Consider the following 22,316-nt stretch of genomic DNA (forward strand, 5'->3'; position numbering starts at 1 on the left):
CTCAGCGCGCTGGGGCCGTCGCGTCGAGCCGGTAGACGACGTGCGGCCTCAGTGGGTGCCCGCGCGGGACCCGGGGATGCTCGAAGAACCCGTGCTCGCGCATCCCGAGGCGTTGCATCACCGCCTGCGACGGCGTGTTCGTGACGGCGGTCATCGACCACACCCGCGGCAGACGCAGCGGGCCGAGGCCGGCGTCGACGGCTGCGCGACCGGCCTCGGTGGCGTAGCCCTGGTGCCAGGCGTGCCGCGCCAGCCGCCAGCCGACCTCCTGGTCCCCCTCCCCCGGCACCCCCTCGGGCATCGGGTTCAGCCCGGTGAACCCCAGGAAGGCGCCGTCGTCGAGCCGCTCGAGCGCCCAGAGGCCGAACCCGTTCTGCTCGAACAGGTCCTCGAAGCGGTCCACGGCCGTGTCGCTCGCGACCCGGTCCAGCGGCGAGGGGAAGTAGCGCATCACCTCCGGGTCGGCGTTCAGTGCCGCGAACGGCGCGCGGTCCCAGTGCCGCCAGCGGCGCATCAGCAGCCGGTCGGTGCGGATCTCGTAGACGTTGGGCACGGGCCGACCCTAGGCCAGTCCCGGTGGCCCTGGCTGGAAGGATGACGGCCATGACGGCTCGACGCCCCACCCGGCAGGCCCTGGCCGTCGTGCTGCTCGTCCTCGCCTGGGGCTCGACGTTCGCCGCGGTGAAGGTCGGCCTCGACAGCGCACCACCGATCCTGTTCGGCGGTCTGCGGTCGATCCTCGGCGGCGCGGTGATGGTGGTCCTCGCCCTGGCGCGCTCCGGGCGGCCCGCGCTGCGCACCACCTGGCCGGCGTACGCCGTGCTCACCCTGCTCAACGTGGTGCTGTTCTTCAGCCTGCAGACGCTGGCGATCCTCGAGCTGCCCTCGGGCCTGGCGGCGGTGCTGATCTACCTCCAGCCGGTGCTGGTCGGCGTGCTGGCCGCGCCGCTGCTCGGGGAGTCCCTCACCGGCCTGAAGATCGCCGGCCTGCTGCTCGGCTTCGCCGGCATCGTGGTGGTCAGCGCGGGCGCCTTCCAGGGGCACACGTCCCTGGTCGGCGTGGGGTACGCCGTGGTCGGCGCGCTGATCTGGGCACTCGGCACGATCGCGTTCAAGCGGTACGCCGACCGGGTGGACGTCTGGTGGTCGGTGGCGATCCCGTTCCTGGTGGGCGGGGTCGTGCTCAGCCTCGGCGGCGCGGCCGTCGAGGGCACACACATCACCTGGTCCGGCGAGTTCGTGGTCGCCTTCCTGTACGCCTCCCTCGTCGGCACCGCGCTGTCCTGGTCCCTGTGGTTCGGCCTCGTCGGCTCGGGCGAGGCGGGCCGTGCGGCGTCGTACATCTTCTTCGTGCCGCTGGTCTCGCTGTCCATCGGCGCGGTGTTCCTGCACGAGACCCTCGGGCTGTCGCTGCTGGCGGGTGCCGCGCTGGTGGTGCTTGGGGTCTACCTCGTCAACCGTCGCCCGGCCGGTGGCGTTGAATAGCCCGATGCACATCGAGCGCGTCGACCCGCTGGACCTCGACCTGGACACCGCCGACGCCCTCGCCGAGGTGTTCACCGCGAGCGAGCGGGCGGACGGCCCGGACCTCCCCGTGAGGACCGGGCCGGACCTGCTCACCGCGCTGCAGCTGGGCTCCGACTCGCGCCCGGTCACCGCGCTGTGGGTCGCCCGCGACGGCGACCGGGTGGTCGCCCAGGCCACCGCCGACCTCCCGTGGCGCGACAACACCGACAGGGCCGACGTGCACGTCCGGGTGCACCCCGACGTGCGCGGGCGCGGCGTCGGCGGCGACCTGTGGCGGACCGCCCTGTCGTTCGTCGACGGCGCCGGCCGCTCCCGGCTCCACTCGGGCGCCTGGGTCGGCAGTCCTGGCGTCGCGGTCCTCGAGCGCTGGGGCCTGACCCGCACCAGCCGCGGCGTGATCCGCCGCCTCGACGTGCACGCCACCCCCCGCTCCACCTGGGACCGCCTGTACGTCGAGGCGCTCGGCCACGCCGGCGACTACGAGCTGCTGCGTCAGGTCGGCCGCACCCCGGCGGACCGGGTCGAGGCGATGGTCGAGCTGCACGCGTCGATGAACGACGCACCGCGCAGCGACGCGGACGACGAGCCCGACCGGTGGGACGCCCAGCGGCTGGGCGACTACGAGGGCGCGATGGCCGGGCGCCGGCAGACGCTCTACCGGGTGATGGCCCGGCACCGCGGCACCGGGGAGTGGGCCGGCCAGTCGATGCTCGCGTTCAACGAGTTCTCCCCGTCCTCGGCGTTCCAGGAGGACACCACCGTCGTCCGAGCCCACCGGGGCCACCGGCTCGGCCTGCTGATGAAGGCGACGATGCTCGCCTGGATCACCGAGGAGCGCCCCGAGCTGGCGACCGTCGACACCTGGAACGACGCCACCAACCACCACATGATCGCGATCAACGAGCGGCTGGGGTCGACCGTGGTGGCCACCCGTCAGGGGTTCCGGGCGGACCGCTGACGGCCGGTACCATCGCTGCACTGCAAAGTCATCGATTCGTGAGGTCGTCGTTCGTGCTCCGCACCGTCTGCACCGCCCTGCTCCTGCTTGCCCTGAGCGGGTGCACCCAGGGGGCGTCCGACGGCGGCGGCAGCAGCAAGGCCGACCGGGCGGCGCCGGCGCTGGGCGCCTGCCGGTCCCTCACCCCCGAGGACATCGCCCAGGCCAGCAACACCTCCCCCCGTCGTCGACTGCGCCGCCAAGCACACCGCCGAGACGTTCACCGTCGGCACCTTCCCCGCCGACCTGGCGAAGCACGACCCGGACGACCCGGCGCTCGGCGCCTACGTCTTCGAGCGCTGCCAGCGCCGCTTCGGCTCGTTCCTGGGCGGTGACGTCAGCCTCGTGCTGCGCTCGACGATGACCTGGGCGTGGTTCCGCCCCAGCAAGGCCGCCTGGGCCGACGGCGCGCACTGGTTCCGCTGCGACGTGGTCGGCGGCGGCGAGCAGTCCAAGTCCTTCGTGTCGCTGCCCAAGACCGCCAAGGGGCTGCTCCTCGGCCGGCCCGACGACCGCTGGCAGGTGTGCGTCGACGGCCCCAGCGTCAGTGGCTCGGTGAAGATCGCGTGCAGCTCCCCGCACACCTGGCGCGCGGTCACCACGATCGCGGTCGGCAAGCCCGCCGACGCCTATCCCGGGGACCGGGTCGCCGAGACCCGCACCCGCGACTTCTGCTCCAAGTCGGTCGGGGCCTGGCTGAACTACCCGGTCGACTACGACTACGGCTACACGTGGTTCCACGAGGCCGAGTGGAAGGCCGGCAACCGCCGCTCGATCTGCTGGGCCAAGACGAAGGAGTGAGCGCCGTGCTCCGCCGGATCACCGCCGCCCTCGCCTGCGCCGCGCTGCTGGCCGGGTGCAGCGGCTCGCCCTCGCCCTCCCCCGCTGCGGACACGTCCCCCGCCGGCTCGACCTCCGCGGCGAGCACGCCGAGCGAGGCGGCCACCCCGGCCACCCCGGCTGCCGTACCCCGGGCCCCGCGGGCGAAGGCGTGCTACCGCCTCACCGCCAGCCAGCTCACCAAGCCCACGAACGCCTCGACGCCGGTGCCCTGCTCCGCGCGGCACACCGCCCAGACGATCTACGTCGGCACCCTGGACACGGTCGTCGACGGCCACTCGGTCGCCGTCGACTCGGCGACGGTGCAGAAGCAGCTGAGCACCACCTGCCCCCGCCGGCTGGCGGCGTACGTCGGGGGGTCGGCGACCGCGCGCAACCTGAGCCGCTTCAACGTGGTCTGGTACAGCCCCACGCTCGAGCAGTCCGACCAGGGCGCGGACTGGTTCCGCTGCGACGTCATCGCGTTCGCCGGGCAGGACCAGCTGGCCTCGTTGCCCGGGCCGGCCCGGCTTCAAGGCGTGCTCGGCTCGGCGGCCGCCCTCGACGAGTTCGGGCTGTGCGGGACGTCGGCGCCCGGCGCGCGGGGCTTCCAGCGGGTGATCTGCGGACGCAGCCACTCCTGGCGGGCCATCGACACGATCGGTCTGCCGGGCGGCGCGAAGTACCCCGGCACGGCGACCGTGCGCAAGGCCGGGGACAGCGACTGCAAGGACCTGGCCCAGGCACGGTCGGACAACTCGCTGAAGTACCGCTACGGCTGGGAGTGGCCGACCCGCGAGCAGTGGGACCGCGGTCAGCGGTTCGGCTACTGCTGGGTCCCCGACTGACGTCCGTTCAGAAGCCGAGCTTGCGCAGCTGCTTCGGGTCGCGCTGCCAGTCCTTGGCGATCTTGACGTGCAGGTCGAGGTAGACGGGCGTGCCGAGCAGCGCCTCGATCTGCCTGCGCGCCTCGGTGCCGACCGCCTTGAGGCGGGAGCCCTGGTGGCCGATGATGATGCCCTTCTGCGAGGACCGCTCCACGTAGAGGTTCGCGTGGATGTCCAGCAGCGGCCGGTCCTCCGAGCGTCCCTCGCGCAGCCCCATCTCCTCGACGAGCACCGCGATGGAGTGCGGCAGCTCGTCGCGCACGCCCTCGAGTGCCGCTTCGCGGATCAGCTCGGCGACGATCGCCTCCTCCGGGGAGTCGCTCAGCTCGCCGTCCGGGTAGAGCGCCGGGCCCTCGGGCAGCTGCGCGACCAGCAGCTCCTCGAGCAGCGCGACCTGGTCGCCGGAGTGCGCCGAGACCGGCACGATCTCCTGCCACACCGTGTTGGTCTCCTCGCCAAGCGCCGCGACGGAGAGCAGGTGCTGGCCGAGCACCTCGGGGGTCACGAGGTCGGTCTTGGTGACGATCGCGAACTTCGTGGTACGACGGACCTTGCCGAGCTCGTTGACGATGAACCGGTCACCGGGCCCGACCTTCTCGTTGGCCGGGAAGCACACCGCGACCACGTCGACCTCGGACCAGGTCGACCTGACCAGGTCGTTGAGCCGCTCGCCGAGCAGCGTGCGCGGCCGGTGCAGGCCGGGGGTGTCGACGAGGATGAGCTGCGCGTCGGGACGGTGCACGATGCCGCGCACGACGGTCCGGGTGGTCTGTGGCCGCGACGACGTGATCACGACCTTGCTGCCGACCAGGGCGTTGGTCAGGGTCGACTTGCCGGCGTTGGGCCGACCGACGAAGGACGCGAAACCGCTGCGGAACTCGGGCACCCGTGGATTGTGTCACCACCGGGCCCGGGCGGGGACCGCGCGCCCGGCTAGGGGGTGGGCGTGGCCGGGACCGTGGAGCCGACGGTGGTCGGGGCCGCCGAGCCGGCGGTGCCCGGGTCGGTCACGACGTCGGCCGCGGGGCTGCCGCCCGAGCCGACCGCGGGGGTGCCGGGCGAGGTGTCCGGCGACGCGCTGACCTGGCCGGCCGGCTGGCTCCCGCCCTGGTCGGTCGGGCCGCCCGGAGCGGTGGTCGTCGTTCGGCCGGTCCCGGGCGTGGTGTCCGGCCCGAACGTCGGGTTCGTCTTCCCGCCCGCCGGGTCCGACCCGGTCGCCGGGGACGTGCCGGACTCCGGGGTCGTCGACGGCTGCGACCCCGAGGACGTGATCGGGCTCGGCGGCTCGGACGCCGGAGCGGACGGCGAGCCGGACGCCGGGTCGGTGGACGCGGCCGGCGTCGGGGCCGGCGTCGGGGCGGGGTCGGCGGAGGGCGGTCCGGTCGTCGCCCCGCTCGGCGTCACCTGCGAGTCGACCGGCGACCCCGTGGGCGAGCCCGTGGGCGAGCCGGTGGGCGAGCCGGTGGGACCGGCGACCGGCTCCGAGGCCTGCGCGGGCGGCGCGGCCGGCGTCATCGTCAGCGCCGACGCCCCGGTGTCCGGCTCGACCGTCGACGGCCCGAAGGGGCCGGTGTCGGGCAGCACCGGGGCGGGGGGTGGCGCGGCGGACGGACGGGCCACCGGGGTCGTGGGCAACGGCTGCCGGAGCAGCCGTCCGTCGGCCCGGTCGGTGGGGCTGCCGGTGGACGGGCTGACCGGGACGGCACCGGACTGCGCGACCGCCGACGGGTCGTTGCCGGGGGTCGCGGCACCGGACGAACGGGCACCCGCACCCCGGGGGGTGGCGTGCTGCGGGGCCGGCGGGTCGCCGAGCGGGCGCGGGAACGTGAACGGCAGGTAGTCCTCGGAGAGGTGGGCGACCACGCGCTGCATCGACGGCGGCAGCTCGTTGGCGTAGGCGGCCGTCCCGGTCAGCGTGACGCCGGCCACCGCAGCGGCGGCGAGCCCGCCGAGCACGGGGGCGAGACGCCGGTGGCTCCGGGCGGGGACCCACCGACCCGACGCGGTACGACGGGCCGGGCGGTGCGCCTTGGCCGGGCGACCGGCCAGCAGCAGCGCCAGCTCGGGACTGGGGGTCGGCGCCTCGACGTCGCCGAGGGCGGCGATCTCCTCCAGGACGGCGACCAGGTCGTCGAGGGGTCCGTCGAACAGCTCGGCGGCGTCGTCGACGAGGTCGTCCACGACCCAGGACGTGCTCATCGGGCCACCTCCTCACGGTCGACGAGGCTGCGCAGGGCGAGCAGGCCGCGGCGCTGGAGCTGCTTCACCGCGCCAGAGGTCTTGCCGAGGATGTCGGCGGTCTGCTCGATGGTGAGGTCACCGAGGACCCGCAGGGTGATCACCGAGCGCTGGTCCTCGTTGAGCCGGCCGAGCAGCTCGCGCAGGTGCTCCCCGTCGACGTCGGCCAGTGCGGCGGACTCGGCCGACGGGACCCGCCGGTCATCGAGCTCCGCGTCGTAGGCGTGCTCCACGGGGTGCCGGGCCCGGCGACGTACGTCGTCGACCAGTCGGGCGTGCGCCACCGAGAACACGAAGGTCCGCAGACCAGTCGTACCGCCCACCAGACCTCCCAATCGACGCATCACGTGCAGGAAGACCTCGTTGGTGAGGCCTTCGGGATCCTCGGCGCCGTGCGCGCGGAGGTAGCCGAGAACCTGGGGCGCCAGGACCGTGTAGACGGTGCCGAGGGCGTCTGAGTCACCGGCGACGGCCGCGGCGACGACCTCGTCGTTCAGCTGGTGCATCGGTACCCCCCGGGGTCCGCCGCGAGGTCGGGAGCCGGACCGGTGGACGGGGGTTCCACCGGACCGGTCCCCAGGGCCATGCGTCGGTGGAGGGTGAGGGGTTGCCTCCGCCGTGCCAGACGTTGACCTGACACAGGACTCATGCACCCTCCCATCCGTGGACGAGTCCTCAGGCACGTAATCGCCGAGGGCCCGGAAAAGGTTACGCAGGGGGTCACGAATCTACGCGCTGGCCGTCCGTCGGGTCCAGAGGTGAGGCGGGTCAGCCCAGCCAGGTCGGGCGCAGCGGGAACCGGGCGTTGCCGTCCCGGTCGGGCTTGACCGCGAGCACCTGGTGCAGCTGGATCTCGTTGCGCTCGAAGGACAGCCGGGAGCCGGCCATGTAGAGGCCCCAGACCTTCGCGGTGCCCTCGCCGACCTCGCGGACGCACTCGTCCCAGTTGGCCTCGAGGTTCTCGCACCAGCCCTTGAGGGTGAGCGCGTAGTGCTCGCGGAGGTTCTCCTCGTGCCGGACCTCGAGACCGAGGTTCTGGATCTCGGTGATGATCCGGCCCGACCCGGTGAGCTCGCCGTCGGGGAACACGTAGCGGTCGATGAACGCGCCGGTGTCGGTGACGGAGTTGTCTGGACGGGTGATGCAGTGGTTCAGCAGCCGTCCGCCCGGAACGAGCTTGTCCTGCATGAACGCGAAGTACGACGGGTAGTTCCGGATCCCGATGTGCTCGGTGAGGCCGATCGAGCTGACCGCGTCGAAGCCGGTGTCGCGGACGTCGCGGTAGTCGCCGAAGCGCACCTCGGCGACCTCGTCGAGCCCGTCGCGCTTGATCGCGTCCTGCGCCCAGGCGGCCTGCTCGCGCGAGAGGGTCACGCCGACCACCTCGGCGCCGTAGTGCTTCGCGGCGTGCCGGACCATGCCGCCCCAGCCCGAGCCGATGTCGAGCAGCCTCATGCCGGGCTGGAGCCCGAGCTTGCGGCACACGAGGTCGTACTTCGCGAACTGGGCGTCCTCGAGGCTGGCGTCCTCGGTCGGGAAGACCGCGCACGTGTAGGTCATCGAGGGACCGAGGACCACCTCGTAGAACCGGTTCGAGACGTCGTAGTGGTGGTGGATCGCCTCGGCGTCACGGCCCTTGGAGTGCCGGAACCCCTCGAGGAGCCGGCGCCACTTGGGCAGCGCCTCCTGGGGCGGCGGCGGCGGGGGCTTGAGGTGGCTCCAGCCCAGGCCGCGGACGATCGCGAACGCCTCGGCGGGGGGCGGGATCTTGAAGCCCGACTCGCGCTGCAGCAGCAGCATCGCCTCGTAGGGGTCGCCCGGGTGGACGCCGTCGAGGGTCAGGTCGCCGGAGACGTAGGCGCGGGCCATGCCCAGGTCGCCGGGAGCGGTGAGCAGGTAGGACAGCCCGCGCTCGTTGTTCAGGTGCAGGTGGATCGGGGAGTCCGCGGGACCCGCGGTGCTGCCGTCGTACGCCGTGAAGCGGAACGGCACGCCGGCCGGCATCAGCCGGGTGATCGCCTCACCGATGGTGATCTGGGCGTCCGTGCGGTTGAGCGTGCTCGTCATCGACGATTCACCGCCTTCTCGTAGAGGCCCGTGAGCCTGTTGTCCGGGTCGGTCTGCTGCTTGACCCTGTCCTGGTTGGCGACGCCGTAGAGCCGGTCGAACGTCTCCCGGTCGTAGTAAGCGTCGGAGTACAGCGACTTATGCCCGCCGAGCCGGGTCACCTCGGCCTCCACGGCGCGGTTGACGTCCCCGTCGGCGGCGCCGGGCGCGATCGGGACGGTCCCCCAGAAGCCCACGTTGACGTAGGTCTCGCCCGGCGCCAGGGGGTACGACGGCCAGTCCCGCGCCGCGCGCAGCGGGCACAGCCAGACCGGCCGCATCCCGACGTGCGCGTCGAACCAGCGCACGAAGTCCGCCGTGCGGCCCACCGGGACCTCGATGTCCTGGATCACCCGCTCGCGCTCGGGCTTGCCGCGCCAGCGGTCGACCCGCGCGGCGACGCCGAAGCGGTTCTCCAGGTGGATGATCCGGCTGTAGACGTCGCTGCGCCGCCACCGTCGCGGCCAGAGCCGGCGGATCCGCGGGTTCTGCAGGCCGAACGCGCCCGAGCACCAGAACCAGTCGGTGTCCCAGCGCCAGAGGTAGTCGTACATCGTCAGGGTGTCGGTCTCGCGCTGCTGCAGCGACCGGAAGTAGAGGTCCATGCCGGTGTAGTCCGACGCCGCCGGCCGGTCGGCCGAGCCGGTCGGGGCCTGGTCGGTCCAGGTGGCCAGCGTGAGGTAGGCCTCCCCCGGCTCGAACACCACGCCGTCGAGGCCGTCGACCCGGACGCCGTCGTGCCCGCCCTGCTCGACGATCGTCTCGATCGTCTTGGCCAGCACGTCGAGGTCCGTGGAAGCGCAGGTGCCGCAGGTCGACGTACGCGGGGGCCTTCTCGAGCCGGATCCGCAGCCGGGTGGCGTAGCCGAGCGAGCCGTAGGAGTTGGGGAACGCGTCGAACAGGTCCTCGCCGGGGGTGGTGGTGACCACCTCGCCGGCGCCGGTGAAGACGTCCATCTCCAGCACGGACTCGTGCGGCAGGCCGTTGCGGAAGGACGTCGACTCGATGCCGAGGCCGGTGACCGCGCCGCCGAGGGTGATGCTGCGCAGCTGCGGGACGACGTACGGGACGAACCCGCGCGCCAGCGTCACGTCGACGAGGTCCTCGTAGGTGCACATGCCCTGGACGTCCGCGGTGGCGCTGCCGTCGGCGGCGACGTCGACCGACACCACCCCGGACAGCCCGGAGACGTCCAGCCCCGGGACGTCCACCTTCGACCGCGCCCGGAACAGGTTCGAGGTCCGCTTGGCCAGCCGCACGGTCGCACCCGGAGGAATCGCGTCGTACGACGCCTTCAACCGGGCCACCGCGTCGACGTGGGTGGCCCACCCCACCACATCGCTCACAGGGACAACCTATCGCTGCACATTGGTTGTAGGTTACACCTGTCTCCCCCCGGTGGAACCCCAGGGTCCGGAAGGCCGCTCGCGTCTAGGACTCGACGGTGGCGACGAGCGTGCCGTCGGGGGCGGCCAGGTGCACCGGGACCGCCGCACCGGACAGGTCGCGTACGACCGACAGGTCGGCCTCGTTCACCACGGCGGCGTCCCCGAGCACCACGACGGCCTCCAGGGACCGCGCGCCGCTGGTGACCGCCATCGCGACCGCGACCTGGACCGCGGTGAGCCGCAGGGTCGGCAGGTCGACGGTCGCGCCCGCGTAGGTGCGGCCGTCCTGGTCCCGCACGCAGGCGCCCTCGAGGGCCCGGGTCCGGGCCCGGGTCGACCGGGCCAGCGTGACGAGCTTGAGGTCCTCGGGGTCGGTGAGCTCAGCCGGCATGGTGCTCAGGGTAGGGCTCCTCGGCGGGGCCCTCGCTCTCCGGCTCGATCTTGCTGACCAGCACGGTGCCGATCCGGTTGCGGCGGCCCGCGGGGGTCTCGGCCTCGAACCGCAGGCCGTGCAGCTCGACGACCGAGCCCGCGATCGGCACCCGGCCGAGGTGCTTGGCCATCAGGCCGCCGACGCTGTCCACGTCGTCGTCCTCGATCCGCACCCCGCAGATGTCCTCGAGGTCGTCGACCGGGTAGCGCGAGCTGACCCGGGTGCGGCCGTCCTCGAGCGTCTCGACCTCGACCCGCGCGACGTCGTACTCGTCGGTGATCTCGCCGACGATCTCCTCCAGCACGTCCTCGATGGTGACCAGGCCGGCCGTGCCGCCGTACTCGTCGACGACCACGCCGACGTGCTTGCGCTCGGCCTGCATCTCGCGCAGCAGCGCGTCGATGGGCTTGGAGTCGGGCACGTAGAGGACCGGCCGCATCACCGACTCGACCCGCTCGGTGGTCTCGGCCTCGTGCCGGTCGAAGACCCGCTTGGTGAGGTCCTTGAGGTAGGCGAAGCCGACGATGTCGTCGAGGTTCTCCCCCACGACCGGGATCCGGGAGTAGCCGCTGCGCAGCGCGAGCGACATCGCCTGGCGCAGCGTCTTGCTGCGCTCGATGAACACCACGTCGGTGCGCGGCACCATCACCTCGCGCACGAGGGTGTCGCCGAGCTCGAAGACGGAGTGGATCATCTGCCGCTCGCCGGACTCGATGACGCTGCTCGCCTCGGCGAGGTCGACCAGCTCGCGCAGCTCGGCCTCGGAGGCGAACGGGCCCTCGCTGAAGCCGCGGCCGGGGGTGATCGCGTTGCCGACCATGATCAGCAGCCGCGGGACCGGGCCGAGCACCTTGGTGAAGGCGATCAACGGCCCCGCGGACAGCAGCGCCACCCGCTCGGAGTGCTGGCGGCCCAGGGTCCGGGGCGCGACGCCGATCACGACGAACGAGACGACCAGCATGATCGCCAGCGAGGCGAGCATCGCCCACCAGCGGTTGCCGTCGGTCTCCGGACCGGACTCGGCGCCACCACGCGGCACGATCAGGTCGAGCATCACCACGGTGACCAGGATGATCGCGGCGATCTCGGTCAGCATCCGCAGGAACAGCGCGGTGTTGAGGTAGCGCGGCGGGTCCTCGACGATGACCAGCAGCCGGGCGGCGCCGGACGCGCCCTCGCCGTTGATCTCCTCGGCGCGGGCCTTGGAGAACGACGAGAGCGCGGCGTCGGCGCTGCTGAACAGGCCGGCGACCAGCACGAAGACCGCTGCCACGACGAGCAGCCAGATATCGACGCCGCTCACTCCTGCACGCCCTGCCACTGGGTCAGCAGCTCGGCCTGGAGACCGAACATCTCGGCGTGCTCGTCGGGCTCGGCGTGGTCGTAGCCCAGCAGGTGCAGGATGCCGTGCACGGTGAGCAGGTCGACCTCGTCGCGCACCGAGTGGCCGGCGTCCTTGGCCTGCCGGGCGGCGACCGCCGGGCAGAGCACGAGGTCGCCGAGGACACCCTCCTCAGGCTCCTCGTTGACCAGCCCCGGGCGCAGCTCGTCCATCGGGAAGGCGAGCACGTCGGTCGGCCCCTCCTTCTCCATCCACTGCTCGTTGAGCTCGGCGATGGTGGCCTCGTCGACGACCTTGATGCACAGCTCCGCCAGCGGGTGCACGTGCATCTTGTCCATCACGAAGCGCGAGAGCTTCGAGAGCTCGTGGGCGTCGACATCGGTCCCGGACTCGTTGAGGACCTCGATACTCACGCCTGCGTTCTCCTGGGTCTGGGGTCCCGGCGCCGTCCGTCGGCCCCGGGGTCGCCCGCTTCCTCGCGGGCGTCGTACTCGTCGTAGGCCGCCACGATGTGCCCGACCAGCCGGTGCCGCACCACGTCCTGGGCGGTCAGCCGGTTGAAGGACACGTCCTCGATGCCGAGCAGGATGTCCTCGACGATCCGCAGGCCGCTGCGGGTGCCCGAGGGCAGGTCGACCTGGGTGACGTCGCCGGTGACGACCATCTTGGAGCCGAAGCCGAGCCGGGTGAGGAACATCTTCATCTGCTCGGGCGAGGTGTTCTGCGCCTCGTCGAGGATGATGAACGCGTCGTTGAGGGTGCGGCCGCGCATGTAGGCCAGCGGGGCGACCTCGATGACGTTGGAGGCCAGCAGCTTCGGCACCGTCTCCGGGTCGAGCATGTCGTGCAGCGCGTCGTACAGCGGGCGCAGGTAGGGGTCGATCTTCTCGCTGAGCGTGCCGGGCAGGAACCCGAGCCGCTCCCCCGCCTCGACCGCCGGCCGGGTCAGGATGATCCGGTTGACGCTCTTGGACTGCAGCGCCTGCACGGCCTTGGCCATCGCGAGGTAGGTCTTGCCGGTGCCGGCCGGGCCGATCCCGAACGTGATCGTGTGCTTGTCGATCGACTCGACGTACCGCTTCTGGTTCAGCGTCTTGGGGCGGATCGTCCGGCCGCGGTTGGACAGGATGTTCAGGCTCAGCACGTCCGCGGGACGCTCGGTGGTCTCGGTGCGCAGGATCCCGATCGCCCGCTCGACCGTCTCGCCGGTGACGCCCTGGCCGGTGCGGATGATCGTGACCAGCTCGTCGAGGAGCCGTTCGATGAGGGCCACCTCGGCGCTCGCCCCGCGCAGGGTGATCTGGTTGCCGCGGACGTGCACGTCGGCGGTGAAGGCCTTCTCGATCAAGGTGAGGTGCTCGTCGCCGGCGCCCAGCAGCGCGACCATCGGGATGCTGTTGGGCACCACGATCGCGTGCGCGGGCCGTTCGATCTGCTCGTCGGGTCCGGTCGTGACCCCGGTGTCAGGCTCTGTCATGGGCGGCGCTGGGGCCGACCTCCCGCTCTGTGCTCGATGCGCCCTCCAGGGGCCGTTTGATCCAGTTTACGGGAGCGTCCCCGGTCCTGCGCCAGTGCGTTTCCGGCCGGGCCGCACCGGGCCGGGGATACAGTGCCTGCATGCAGGAGCACGACGAGCCTGAGCACCCCGAGGACAGCGGGGTGGAGCTCGTCGAGCCCGAGGACTTCCTGCCCGCCAACCCGTTCCCGCTGGACGCGCAGCGGATGGGCATCGACCGGTGGAGCGACAACGCCGGGATGATCGCCGTCGCCTCCTCCCTGGACTCCCGCAAGCTCTCCCACAAGATCGTCGCCTGGGTGATGCTGCTGTCGATCACCGCCTGGCTGGCCTTCCAGCTGTGGGTCCAGATGACCTGACCCCGGCCGCCCGTCCGGGGTTCCTCCGGTACGGCGGTCAGGGGCGCGTGACGAGCAGGATCCCGAGGCACATCTCGTCGGTCGTGCCCTCGCCCCACACGACGTAGCGCTCGGGTCGGCCGCGGAACGCCGGCAGCCGGTCGCGCAGCCGCTGGTCGTGCCGGCAGGTGACCCGGACCGTGTCCCCGCGACGCAGCGGGACCGGCCTGACCGCCTTCGCGCCCTGGTTGTCGAAGTCCCAGACCGGCACGTCGAGCACGGTCCGCGCCCGCGGCGTGCCCGGGTCGACCTCGATCCGGATCGACCGGCCGAGCAGGTGCATGTGCCCGGCGACCGCGCGGATCGTCGCGGGCTCGGTGACCTTCCGGTCGCAGGCCTGCACCGGCCCGGCCTGCACCTGCCCGCACAGGAGGTGCAGGTAGTTCGCGGTCTGCCCGACCTCGTCGCCGAACCGCTTCTGCACGTCGGCCACCGCGGTCGCCCGGTCGCACAGCAGGGACTGGGTGTGCCCGGAGCGGCAGGGCAGCTCGACCGGCGCGGGCAGCAGCATGGTCTCGAGCGGGTGGAGGCCCGCCGATGCCGGGGCGAGCCGCAGCTGGGTCGCGGACACGTCCGGGCGGGGACCGGCGAGCAGGTTGTAGTGCACCTGCATGATCACCCGCGACCCCTTCCGGACCGGGACGCCGACGTCGGGGGCCATGACCTGTTCGGAGCCACCCGGCGCCCAGGCACCCAGCCAGGGCGCGTCGTCGAGGCTGCCCCCGGGTGAGTCCAGGCCGGTGCCGCCGAAGCAGGTCCAGCCCTGGCCCTTCTCGGACGCGTCCTGCGCCTGGACCGCCGGCACCGACTCCGGGGGGACCCTGAACAGGATCACGTGATGCACGACGTCGGGGGTGCCCGGCAGGATGTTCAGGCCGGTGATGAACGCGTCCTGCCGCAGGTGCGGGTCGAGCACGAAGCAGCGGTAGTCGTCGGTGCCGGTGCCGTAGGGCGCGGACGGCGTGTACGCCGCGGGCATCGCCAGCGTGACGCGGCGCTCACCGGCCCGCAGCGGCTTCGGGCGGGCACTTGGCGAGGCGACGGCCGCGTGCGTGGCGTGCGGCGCGGCGCTCGCGGACGCGGGGGCTGCCGGGGTCGAGGCGTCCCGCGGCGCGGTGCTGCAGCCGGCCACCGCCAGCGCGAGCACCAGGAGCGCGGCCGCCGTACGCCCCGGGCGGCTCATCCCGGGGGCCAGCCCAACGGGCGCCCGCCGAGGACGTGCAGGTGCGCGTGGAACACGGTCTGGTGGGCGGCGGCGCCGGTGTTGAACACCAGGCGGTACCCCTCGCCGAGGCCCTCCTGGTCCGCCACCGAGGCCGCGGCCTCGACCAGGTCGACCAGGTCGGTGGGCGCGGCGGCGGCGAGCGACGCGGCGTCCGGCTCGTGCCGGCGCGGCACCACCAGGACGTGCGTGGGCGCCTGCGGCTCGATGTCGCGGAAGGCGAGGGTGGTCCCGGTCTCGTGCACCACGTCGGCCGGGATGTCGCCGGCGACGATCGAGCAGAACAAGCAGTCGGCCATGGCGACACTCTAGGCGTGTCAACCGGACGGCGGACCTGCGCGTGAAACTAGCGTGAGGACCGACGTGCTCAGCCCAGCCGCCCGAGGAGGTGCGATGACCGTCTCCCGGTGGGACGCCGACACCGCGGTCGAGCAGCTCTACGCGACGCACTACCGCCGGCTGGTCCGGCTCGCGGTGCTGCTGGTCCGCGACCCCGAGACCGCCGAGGAGGTCGTGCAGGACGCGTTCGTGGCGATGCACGGCACCTGGCGGACCCTGAGCGAGCCCGAGAAGGGCCTGGCCTACCTCCGGCAGACGGTGGTGAACCGGTCGCGCTCGGTGCTGCGGCACCGCGGCGTCCGAGCGAGGTACGCCGACCGGGCGGCCGTCTCGACCGGGCGGGAGCGGCGCGACCTGCCCGGGGCCGACGAGCACGTGGTGGCCGCGGAGCACCGGACCGCGGTCCTCGACGCGCTGCGCACGCTGCCCGACCGGCAGCGCGAGGTCCTCGCCCTGCGCTACTACCTCGACCTCTCCGAGGCGGACATCGCCTCCACGCTCGGCATCAGCCGCGGCGCCGTGAAGAGCCATTCCTCGCGAGGCGTCGCCGCCCTGCGCATCCTGATGGAGGACCCCGCATGAACGACGACCAGCTCCGCGCGCTGCTCGAGGACGCCGTGTCCGACGTCGAGCCCCGCGGCTCCCTCGACGACATCCGCTCCCGGACCACGCCGTCGCGCAGCCGCCGGCCGTGGGTGTGGGGGGCCGGCGGCGCGGTCCTCGCCACCGCCGCGACGATCGCCGCGGTCGCCCTGCTCTCCGGCCCCCCTGGTACGACGGACGCGGGACCCGGACCGGCCGGGACGACCCAGGCCACCGGGCCGCAGACGTCGGCCACCGAGCGTCCGGCGCGGGCGGTGACGGCCTACTTCGTGGTCCAGACCAAGCGCGGACCGCTGCTCTACCCCGAGACCTACGCCGTGGTGGGCGACATCCAGGCGGAGCAGGTCGTCGAGCGCTCGGTGACGGGTCAGGCCGGCGACCCGGACTACGGCACCGCCTGGCCGGCCGGCACCACGCTGCAGAAGGCGCAGCTGTCGGACGGCGTGCTGTCGGTGGACCTCGCCGGGGCGCCGGTGGACCGGCCCGCCGGGATGTCGCAGGCGCAGGCGGAGCTCGCGCTCGACCAGGCGGTCCGCTCGGCGCAGAGCGCGTTCGGCTCGAAGCTGCCGGTGACGTTCCTGCTCGACGGCCGGCCGACGCCGACGCTGCTCGGCCTGGGCACCGGCCAGCCGGTGCCGGCCGCCACCGACGAGCAGCTGTCGCCCGTGCAGGTGGACGCGCCAGCGGACGGCGCGACGGTCGACAGCCCGTTCACGGTGACCGGACGCGCCGCCGCCTTCGAGGCCAACGTCCAGTGGGAGCTGGTGCAGGGCAGCACCGTGGTGAAGCAGGGGTTCACCACCGCCGAGGAGTGCTGCACCCTGTCGCCGTACTCCTTCGAGGTCACCGCTCCTCCCGGCAGCTACACGCTCGTCGTGCACGACGAGGACGCCTCCGGCGGCGCCGAGGGCACCGGGCAGGTCGAGGACACCAAGCGGGTCGTCGTCCGCTGACGGAACAAGTCGCGGGAGCTCGCGGTTGAGACCGGCATGACAACGATCGGGCTCATCGGAGCGGGCAACATCGGGCAGGCCGTCGCACGGCTCGCCGTGGACCACGGGTACGACGTCGTGCTCAGCAACTCGCGCGGGCCGGAGACCCTGGCCGACGTGGTCGCCGGGCTCGGCGAGCACGCGGTGGCGGACACGGCCGAAGGGGCGGCCGAGCGCGGGGACATCGTGGTGGTGACGATCCCGATGCACGCCTACCGGGACGTGCCGGTGGCACCGCTGGCCGGCAAGGTCGTCATCGACACGAACAACTACTACCCGGAGCGGGACGGCCAGATCGCCGCGCTCGACGCGCACGAGACGACGTCGGCCTCGCTGCTGCAGGAGCACCTGCCGGAGTCGCAGGTCGTCAAGGCGTTCAACCACATCCAGTCCGGGCACCTCCTCGAGCACGCCCAGGAGGCCGGGACCGCGGACCGTCGCGCGCTCGCGATCGCCGGCGACCACGACGAGGCCAAGGCCACCGTGGCGAAGCTCATCGACGAGCTCGGCTTCGACGTCGTCGACGTCGGCCCGCTCGCGGAGTCCTGGCGGATCGAGCCCGGCACACCCGGCTACGGCCCGCGGCTCGACGCCGACGCGATGCGCGAAGCGCTGGCCTCGGCCCGGCACTGGCGGCTCGCCTAGTCTGGGCCGGGTGCTGAGCACCCGGGCCCTGAACCGCACGCTGCTGCTGCGCCAGCATCTCCTCGGGCGCTCCACGATGCCCGCCCTGTCGATGGTCGAGCACCTCGTCGGCCTGCAGGCGCAGGACAACCCTCCGCCGTACCTCTCGCTGGCTGCGCGCCTCGAGGACTTCGACCCCGCCGAGCTGTCGGGTGCCCTCGAGCGCGGGGACGCGGTGCGGCTGCTGACGATGCGCGGCACGATCCACGTGCTGACCCCCGACGACGCGCTGGCGCTACGGCCGTGGGTGCAGCCCGCGCTCGACCAGCAGAGCAGTGGCAACCAGATGAGCCGGCCGGCCCGCGACGTGCCGGTCGGCGAGCTCGTGGCCGCGTGTCGGCGGCTGCTCGCGGACGGCCCGCTCCCGGTGAAGCAGCTCGGCGAGCGGCTGGCCGCCGAGTTCCCCGCCGTGCCCGCCGCGGCGCTGGCGCACACGGCCCGCGAGCGCGCGCCGCTGGTGCAGGTGCCGCCCCGCGGCCTGTGGAAGCGGTCCGGCGGCGTGGTCTACCAGACCGTGGAGAACCACCTCGGCCGCGACCTCACGACCCTCGACGTGCCGGCCCTGGTCCGCCGCTACCTCCGGGCCTTCGGGCCGGCGACCCCGTCCGACATGACCACCTGGTCGCGGGTGACCCGGCTCGGCCCGGTGTTCGCGGGCATGCGCGACGAGCTCGTGCCGGTCGCGTGCGAGGACGGCCGGACCCGGTACGACGTCCCGGGTGCGCCGTACGCGACGGAGGACACCCCGGCCCCGGTGCGGCTCCTCGGTGGCTACGACAACGTCTGGCTCTCGCACGCCGACCGCGCGCACATCGTGACCGCCGAGGCGCGCGCCCGGTGGGCCGGCAGCAACGGCGGGATCGGCAACACGGTGTTCGTCGACGGGTTCATGGCCGGGCTCTGGTGGGACCGCGACGGCCGCGTGGACCTGCGGATGTTCCGCGAGCTCACCCGCGCCGAGCGCGCCGACCTCGACGTCGAGGTCGCCCGCACCGAGGCGTTCCTGGCGCGGTAGCAGTGGACCGGCTGGTTAGGGTCGCGGTATGAGCGAGCACACCACCCCGCACCTGCCCACCGACTCCGTGACGCTGACCAGCGGAGCCGCGATGCCCCTGCTCGGGTTCGGCACCTGGCAGATCAAGGGCTCCCAGGCCACCGACGCGGCGGCCGCCGCCCTCGAGGCGGGCTACCGGCACCTCGACACGGCCACCGTCTACGGCAACGAGGGCGAGGTCGGCAAGGCCCTGGCCGAGAGCGGCGTGGCCCGCGACGACGTCTTCGTGACCACCAAGTGCCCGCCGAGCAAGCCCGGCCTGGCCACCCTGCGCGAGAGCCTGGACCTCCTCGGCACCGACCACGTGGACCTGTGGCTGATCCACTGGCCCGGCAGCGACGGCGACGTCGCCCTGTGGAAGGACTTCGTCGCGGCCCGGGAGGGCGGGCTGGCCCGCGACATCGGGGTCAGCAACTTCGACGCCGCGATGATCGACCGGCTCACCTCCGAGACCGGCGTGACCCCGGCGGTCAACCAGATCGAGTGGAGCCCGCTGCTCCACGACCGCGACGTCGTCGAGCAGCACCGCTCCCGCGGCGTCGTCCTCGAGGGCTACAGCGCGCTGCGCGGCGGCACCCTCGAGCACCCGGTGATCGTCGAGATCGCCGACCGGCTGGGCCGGACGCCGGCCCAGGTCATCGTCCGCTGGCACCTGCAGCACGGCATCGTGGTGATCCCGAAGTCACGCCAGGCCGACCGGATCCGCTCGAACGCCGACGTGGGCGACTTCGAGCTGACCGTCGCCGACCTCCGGGCCATCGACGCCCTGGGCCCGAACCCCTGAGCCCGACCCGGCCGGCTACTTCCAGCGGGTGCGGGCCAGCAGCGCTGCGGTGGCCGCGACGCCCGCGGTCGAGGTGCGCAGCACGGACGTGCCCATCCGGACCGGCTCGGCGCCCACGGTGGCGAACGCCGCGAGCTCCTCGTCGCTGATGCCGCCTTCCGGCCCGACGACGATCACGATCTCGCCGCGGCCGGGCAGCGGCAGGTCGGCCAGGGGCCCGGAGGCCGCCTCGTGGAGCACGACGGGCACGGACGCGTTGCGCAGCAGGTCGACCACCTCGGCGGTGCCGACCACGTCGGTGACCTCGGGGAACCACGAGCGGCGCGACTGCTTCGCGGCCTCGCGGGCCGTCGAGCGCCACTTCGCCAGCGCCTTGGCCTGCTTGTCGCCCCGCCACACCGACACCGAGCGGGACGCGGCCCAGGGCACGATGACGTCGACGCCGACCTCGGTGAGCATCTCGACGGCGAGCTCGCCCCGGTCTCCCTTGGGGATGGCCTGCACCACGACGATCCGCGGCATCTCGGGCTCGGTGGACGCGACCGCGTCGACGGTGGCGGACAGCGACGACTTCGCGGTCGCGGTCACGGTGCAGGTGGCCGCCGTACCGGAGCCGTCGGTCAGCGTGACCCGCTCACCGACGCGGATCCGCTTCACGACGACCGCGTGCCGGGCCTCGTCGCCGAGGACCTCGACGGCGTCGCCGACCGCGGCCCCGGCCAGCGCCGGGTGCACGAAGACCGGCAGGCTCATCGCTGGCCGAAGGTCTTGCGGAGCCGGTCGAAGACCGACTGGTGGTGCGCGTTGAGCTGACCGTCGGGCGACTCCTCGTCGCGCAGCGCGGCCAGCTCGCGGAGCAGCTCCTGCTGCCGGTCGTCGAGGCGCGAGGGCGTCTCCACGACGATCCGGACGACCAGGTCGCCGCGGCCGGTGCCCCGCAGGGACGGCACGCCCCGACCGCCGAGCACCGTCTCGGTGCCGGACTGGGTGCCGGGCGGGATGGTGAACGGGATGGCGGTCTCGACGTCGGACTCCGCCGAGGCGATGTCCGCCTCGAGGGTCGGCAACGAGATCGTGGTGCCGAGCGCGGCAGCCGTCATCGGGACCGTCACCTGGCAGAGCAGGTCGGCGTTGTGCCGGGTGAAGACCGGGTGGTCGTTGACGTGCATCTCGACGTACAGGTCGCCGGCCGGGCCGCCGCCGGGGCCGACCTCGCCCTGGCCGGTGAGCTGGACCCGGGTGCCGGTGTCGACGCCGGCGGGGATCTTCACCGTCAGGGTGCGGCGCGAGCGGACCCGGCCGTCGCCGGAGCACTCGCGGCACGGCTCGGGGATGATCGTGCCGAAGCCGCGGCAGGCCGCGCAGGGTCGCATCGTGCGGATCTCGCCGAGGAACGAGCGCTGCAGGTGCACGGTCTCCCCGCGACCGCCGCAGGTCTCGCACGGCACCGGGTGCGACCCGGGGGCCGCGCCCTCGCCGTTGCAGACGGTGCACAGCACGGCCGTGTCGACCTTGAGCTCGTGGGTGGTGCCGAAGGCCGCCTCGGCGAGGTCGACGTCGAGGCGGATCAGCGCGTCCTGCCCGCGACGGGCGCGCGGTCGGGGACCGCGACCGCTTCCCGCGGCGCCGCCGGCACCGCCCTGGCCGCCGAAGAAGGCGTCCATGATGTCGGTGAAGGAGAACCCCTGCCCGGCGCCCGCGCTGCCGAAGCCGCCGCCGTTGAAGGGGTCGCCGCCGAGGTCGTACATCCGGCGCTTCTCGGGGTCGGAGAGCACCTCGTAGGCGCGCGTGACCTCCTTGAACTGCTCCTGCGTGGCCGGGTCTGGGTTCACGTCGGGGTGCAGCTGCCGGGCAAGCCTGCGGTAGGCCTTCTTGATCACGTCACCGTCGGCATCGCGCGAGACCCCGAGGGTCTCGTACAGGTCCTGGCTCACAGCTGAGGCTCTCTCATCCTTCGTCGAGGATCCGGGAGACGTAGCGCGCGACCGCGCGCACCGCCGCCATGGATCCGGGGTAGTCCATGCGGGTCGGCCCCACGATGCCCAGGGTGGCCAGCGCCTCGTCGCCCGGGCCGTAGCCCGTGGAGACGACCGAGGTGGAGGCGAGCTCCTGGTAGGGGCCCTCGTGCCCGATGCGCACCGTCACCGTGGAGGGCGACGACGCCTCGCCGAGCAGCTTGAGCAGCACGACGTGCTCCTCGAGCGCCTCGAGCATCGGCCGGATGGCGAGGTCGAAACCGTCGCCGAAGCGTGCAAGGTTGGCGGTGCCGCCGACGACCACGCGCTCGTCGGAGCGGTGGTCGGACATCGCCTCGACCAGGGCCGCGACGAGCACCGCCACCGGACCGCGCTGGTCGGGCTCGTACTCGTCGGGGAGCACCACCAGGGATGCGGAGGCGTCGGCGAGCCGCTCCCCCACGATGGTCCGGTTCAGCCGGCTGCGCAGGTCCGCGACCCGCTCCTCGTCGAGCGGGGCGGGCAGCTCGACCACCCGCTGCTCGACGCGGCCGGTGGAGAGGATCAGCACCACCAGCACGCGCGCGGCGGTCAGCGGGACCACCTCGACGTGCCGGACCGTGGAGCGCGAGAGCGTGGGGTACTGCACGATCGCGACCTGCCGGGTCAGCTGGGCGAGCAGCCGGACGCTGCGCTGCACCACGTCGTCGAGGTCGATGGCGCCCTCGAGCAGGGTCGCGATGGCCCGCTTCTCCGCGGCGTTGAGCGGCTTGACCTGGCTGAGCCGGTCCACGAACAGCCGGTAGCCCTTGTCGGTGGGGATCCGCCCGGCGCTGGTGTGCGGCTGGGTGATGAACCCCTCCTCCTCCAGCGCGGCCATGTCGTTGCGGACGGTGGCCGGGGAGACGCCGAGCTTGTGCCGGTCGACCAGCGACTTGGAGCCCACCGGCTCCTGGGTCGAGACGTAGTCCTCCACGATCGCGCGCAGGACGGCCAGCTTGCGATCCTCGACCATCTGACTCGCCTCCTCC

General features: G+C 73.0%; 23 protein-coding genes and 3 pseudogenes. 10 read left to right on the top strand and 16 right to left on the bottom strand.

Annotated features, from left to right (window positions below; genetic code table 11):
- Position 1 precedes the first annotated feature (1 nt).
- Positions 2–553 (bottom strand): GNAT family N-acetyltransferase, encoded by a 552-nt coding sequence (locus KRR39_RS13015; RefSeq protein WP_254185117.1) that lies wholly within the window; start codon positions 551–553, stop codon positions 2–4.
- A 50-nt stretch (positions 554–603) separates the two neighbouring features.
- Here KRR39_RS13015 and KRR39_RS13020 point away from each other — a divergent pair, with 50 nt between their 5' ends.
- The 4 genes and pseudogenes from KRR39_RS13020 (at position 604) to KRR39_RS13035 (ending at position 4,191) form a co-directional block, all read left to right on the top strand.
- Positions 604–1,485: a DMT family transporter gene (locus KRR39_RS13020; protein ID WP_216937463.1), complete on the top strand. Its 882-nt coding sequence runs from the start codon at positions 604–606 to the stop codon at positions 1,483–1,485.
- Between the two features lie 4 nt (positions 1,486–1,489).
- Positions 1,490–2,485, top strand: coding sequence for a GNAT family N-acetyltransferase (locus KRR39_RS13025; protein ID WP_216937465.1), 996 nt, complete (start codon positions 1,490–1,492; stop codon positions 2,483–2,485).
- A 282-nt stretch (positions 2,486–2,767) separates the two neighbouring features.
- Positions 2,768–3,325 (top strand): annotated as a pseudogene (locus tag KRR39_RS13030) (septum formation family protein); the annotation flags it as partial.
- Positions 3,322–4,191, top strand: coding sequence for a septum formation family protein (locus tag KRR39_RS13035; protein ID WP_216937466.1), 870 nt, complete (start codon positions 3,322–3,324; stop codon positions 4,189–4,191). The pseudogene KRR39_RS13030 and the gene KRR39_RS13035, both read left to right, overlap by 4 nt.
- Positions 4,192–4,198: 7 nt before the next feature.
- Here KRR39_RS13035 and era read toward each other — a convergent pair whose 3' ends face one another.
- The 10 genes and pseudogenes from era to KRR39_RS13080 all read right to left on the bottom strand — a co-directional run bounded on the left by era (position 4,199) and on the right by KRR39_RS13080 (position 13,215).
- The gene (gene era / locus KRR39_RS13040) at positions 4,199–5,116 is read right to left on the bottom strand and encodes a GTPase Era (RefSeq protein WP_216937469.1); all 918 of its coding nucleotides are present in this window, start codon (positions 5,114–5,116) and stop codon (positions 4,199–4,201) included.
- Between the two features lie 47 nt (positions 5,117–5,163).
- On the bottom strand, positions 5,164–6,429 hold the full coding sequence (locus KRR39_RS13045) for a hypothetical protein (protein WP_216937471.1): 1,266 nt from the start codon (positions 6,427–6,429) through the stop codon (positions 5,164–5,166).
- Positions 6,426–6,974: an RNA polymerase sigma factor gene (locus tag KRR39_RS13050; RefSeq protein ID WP_216937473.1), complete on the bottom strand. Its 549-nt coding sequence runs from the start codon at positions 6,972–6,974 to the stop codon at positions 6,426–6,428. The genes KRR39_RS13045 and KRR39_RS13050 overlap by 4 nt, the downstream gene beginning before the upstream one ends.
- 262 nt (positions 6,975–7,236) lie before the next feature.
- Positions 7,237–8,535 (bottom strand): SAM-dependent methyltransferase, encoded by a 1,299-nt coding sequence (locus tag KRR39_RS13055; protein ID WP_216937474.1) that lies wholly within the window; start codon positions 8,533–8,535, stop codon positions 7,237–7,239.
- On the bottom strand, positions 8,532–9,356 hold the full coding sequence (locus tag KRR39_RS24850) for an FAD-binding oxidoreductase (protein WP_254185118.1): 825 nt from the start codon (positions 9,354–9,356) through the stop codon (positions 8,532–8,534). The genes KRR39_RS13055 and KRR39_RS24850 overlap by 4 nt, the downstream gene beginning before the upstream one ends.
- 196 nt (positions 9,357–9,552) lie before the next feature.
- Positions 9,553–9,921, bottom strand: a pseudogene (locus tag KRR39_RS26135) (FAD-binding protein); the annotation flags it as partial.
- Between the two features lie 85 nt (positions 9,922–10,006).
- Entirely contained in the window at positions 10,007–10,354 is a 348-nt protein-coding gene (locus KRR39_RS13065) for a cytidine deaminase-like protein (protein ID WP_216937475.1), read from the bottom strand.
- On the bottom strand, positions 10,344–11,699 hold the full coding sequence (locus KRR39_RS13070; protein WP_216937476.1) for a hemolysin family protein: 1,356 nt from the start codon (positions 11,697–11,699) through the stop codon (positions 10,344–10,346). The genes KRR39_RS13065 and KRR39_RS13070 overlap by 11 nt, the downstream gene beginning before the upstream one ends.
- Positions 11,696–12,151 (bottom strand): rRNA maturation RNase YbeY, encoded by a 456-nt coding sequence (gene ybeY, locus KRR39_RS13075; RefSeq protein ID WP_216937477.1) that lies wholly within the window; start codon positions 12,149–12,151, stop codon positions 11,696–11,698. Before ybeY ends, KRR39_RS13070 begins: the two co-directional genes overlap by 4 nt.
- On the bottom strand, positions 12,148–13,215 hold the full coding sequence (locus KRR39_RS13080) for a PhoH family protein (protein WP_216937478.1): 1,068 nt from the start codon (positions 13,213–13,215) through the stop codon (positions 12,148–12,150). Before KRR39_RS13080 ends, ybeY begins: the two co-directional genes overlap by 4 nt.
- Positions 13,216–13,355: 140 nt before the next feature.
- Between KRR39_RS13080 and KRR39_RS13085 the strand changes: the two genes are divergently transcribed.
- The gene (locus KRR39_RS13085; protein ID WP_216937479.1) at positions 13,356–13,613 is read left to right on the top strand and encodes a hypothetical protein; all 258 of its coding nucleotides are present in this window, start codon (positions 13,356–13,358) and stop codon (positions 13,611–13,613) included.
- A gap of 37 nt (positions 13,614–13,650) precedes the next feature.
- Here KRR39_RS13085 and KRR39_RS13090 read toward each other — a convergent pair whose 3' ends face one another.
- A complete protein-coding gene (locus KRR39_RS13090; RefSeq protein ID WP_254185119.1) occupies positions 13,651–14,835 on the bottom strand; it encodes a hypothetical protein in 1,185 nt (394 codons plus the stop codon).
- Positions 14,832–15,173 carry an HIT domain-containing protein gene (locus tag KRR39_RS13095; RefSeq protein WP_216942619.1) on the bottom strand — a complete coding sequence of 114 codons (342 nt, stop codon included), beginning with the start codon at positions 15,171–15,173 and terminating at the stop codon, positions 14,832–14,834. Before KRR39_RS13095 ends, KRR39_RS13090 begins: the two co-directional genes overlap by 4 nt.
- 94 nt (positions 15,174–15,267) lie before the next feature.
- Here KRR39_RS13095 and KRR39_RS13100 point away from each other — a divergent pair, with 94 nt between their 5' ends.
- The 5 genes and pseudogenes from KRR39_RS13100 (at position 15,268) to KRR39_RS13120 (ending at position 19,330) form a co-directional block, all read left to right on the top strand.
- Complete coding sequence (locus KRR39_RS13100) at positions 15,268–15,795, top strand: SigE family RNA polymerase sigma factor (RefSeq protein WP_216937480.1); 528 nt, start codon at positions 15,268–15,270, stop codon at positions 15,793–15,795.
- Positions 15,792–16,769: a Gmad2 immunoglobulin-like domain-containing protein gene (locus KRR39_RS13105; protein WP_216937482.1), complete on the top strand. Its 978-nt coding sequence runs from the start codon at positions 15,792–15,794 to the stop codon at positions 16,767–16,769. Before KRR39_RS13100 ends, KRR39_RS13105 begins: the two co-directional genes overlap by 4 nt.
- Before the next feature lie 24 nt (positions 16,770–16,793).
- Positions 16,794–17,453: pseudogene (locus tag KRR39_RS13110) on the top strand (NADPH-dependent F420 reductase); the annotation flags it as partial.
- A gap of 10 nt (positions 17,454–17,463) precedes the next feature.
- The gene (locus KRR39_RS13115; RefSeq protein WP_216937486.1) at positions 17,464–18,507 is read left to right on the top strand and encodes a winged helix DNA-binding domain-containing protein; all 1,044 of its coding nucleotides are present in this window, start codon (positions 17,464–17,466) and stop codon (positions 18,505–18,507) included.
- Positions 18,508–18,535: 28 nt separating this feature from the next.
- The gene (locus KRR39_RS13120) at positions 18,536–19,330 is read left to right on the top strand and encodes an aldo/keto reductase (protein WP_216937488.1); all 795 of its coding nucleotides are present in this window, start codon (positions 18,536–18,538) and stop codon (positions 19,328–19,330) included.
- A gap of 15 nt (positions 19,331–19,345) precedes the next feature.
- On the opposite strand, the gene KRR39_RS13125 is transcribed toward KRR39_RS13120, so the two are convergent.
- From KRR39_RS13125 to hrcA, 3 genes are read right to left on the bottom strand one after another with little or no spacing between them, the layout of a single operon-like run.
- A complete protein-coding gene (locus KRR39_RS13125) occupies positions 19,346–20,083 on the bottom strand; it encodes a 16S rRNA (uracil(1498)-N(3))-methyltransferase (protein WP_216937489.1) in 738 nt (245 codons plus the stop codon).
- Positions 20,080–21,264, bottom strand: coding sequence for a molecular chaperone DnaJ (gene dnaJ / locus KRR39_RS13130; protein WP_216937491.1), 1,185 nt, complete (start codon positions 21,262–21,264; stop codon positions 20,080–20,082). Before dnaJ ends, KRR39_RS13125 begins: the two co-directional genes overlap by 4 nt.
- A 13-nt stretch (positions 21,265–21,277) precedes the next feature.
- Positions 21,278–22,300, bottom strand: coding sequence for a heat-inducible transcriptional repressor HrcA (gene hrcA / locus KRR39_RS13135; protein ID WP_216937492.1), 1,023 nt, complete (start codon positions 22,298–22,300; stop codon positions 21,278–21,280).
- Positions 22,301–22,316 lie beyond the last annotated feature (16 nt).

This window comes from Nocardioides panacis, from assembly GCF_019039255.1.
Classification (GTDB): Bacteria; Actinomycetota; Actinomycetes; order Propionibacteriales; family Nocardioidaceae; genus Nocardioides_B; species Nocardioides_B panacis.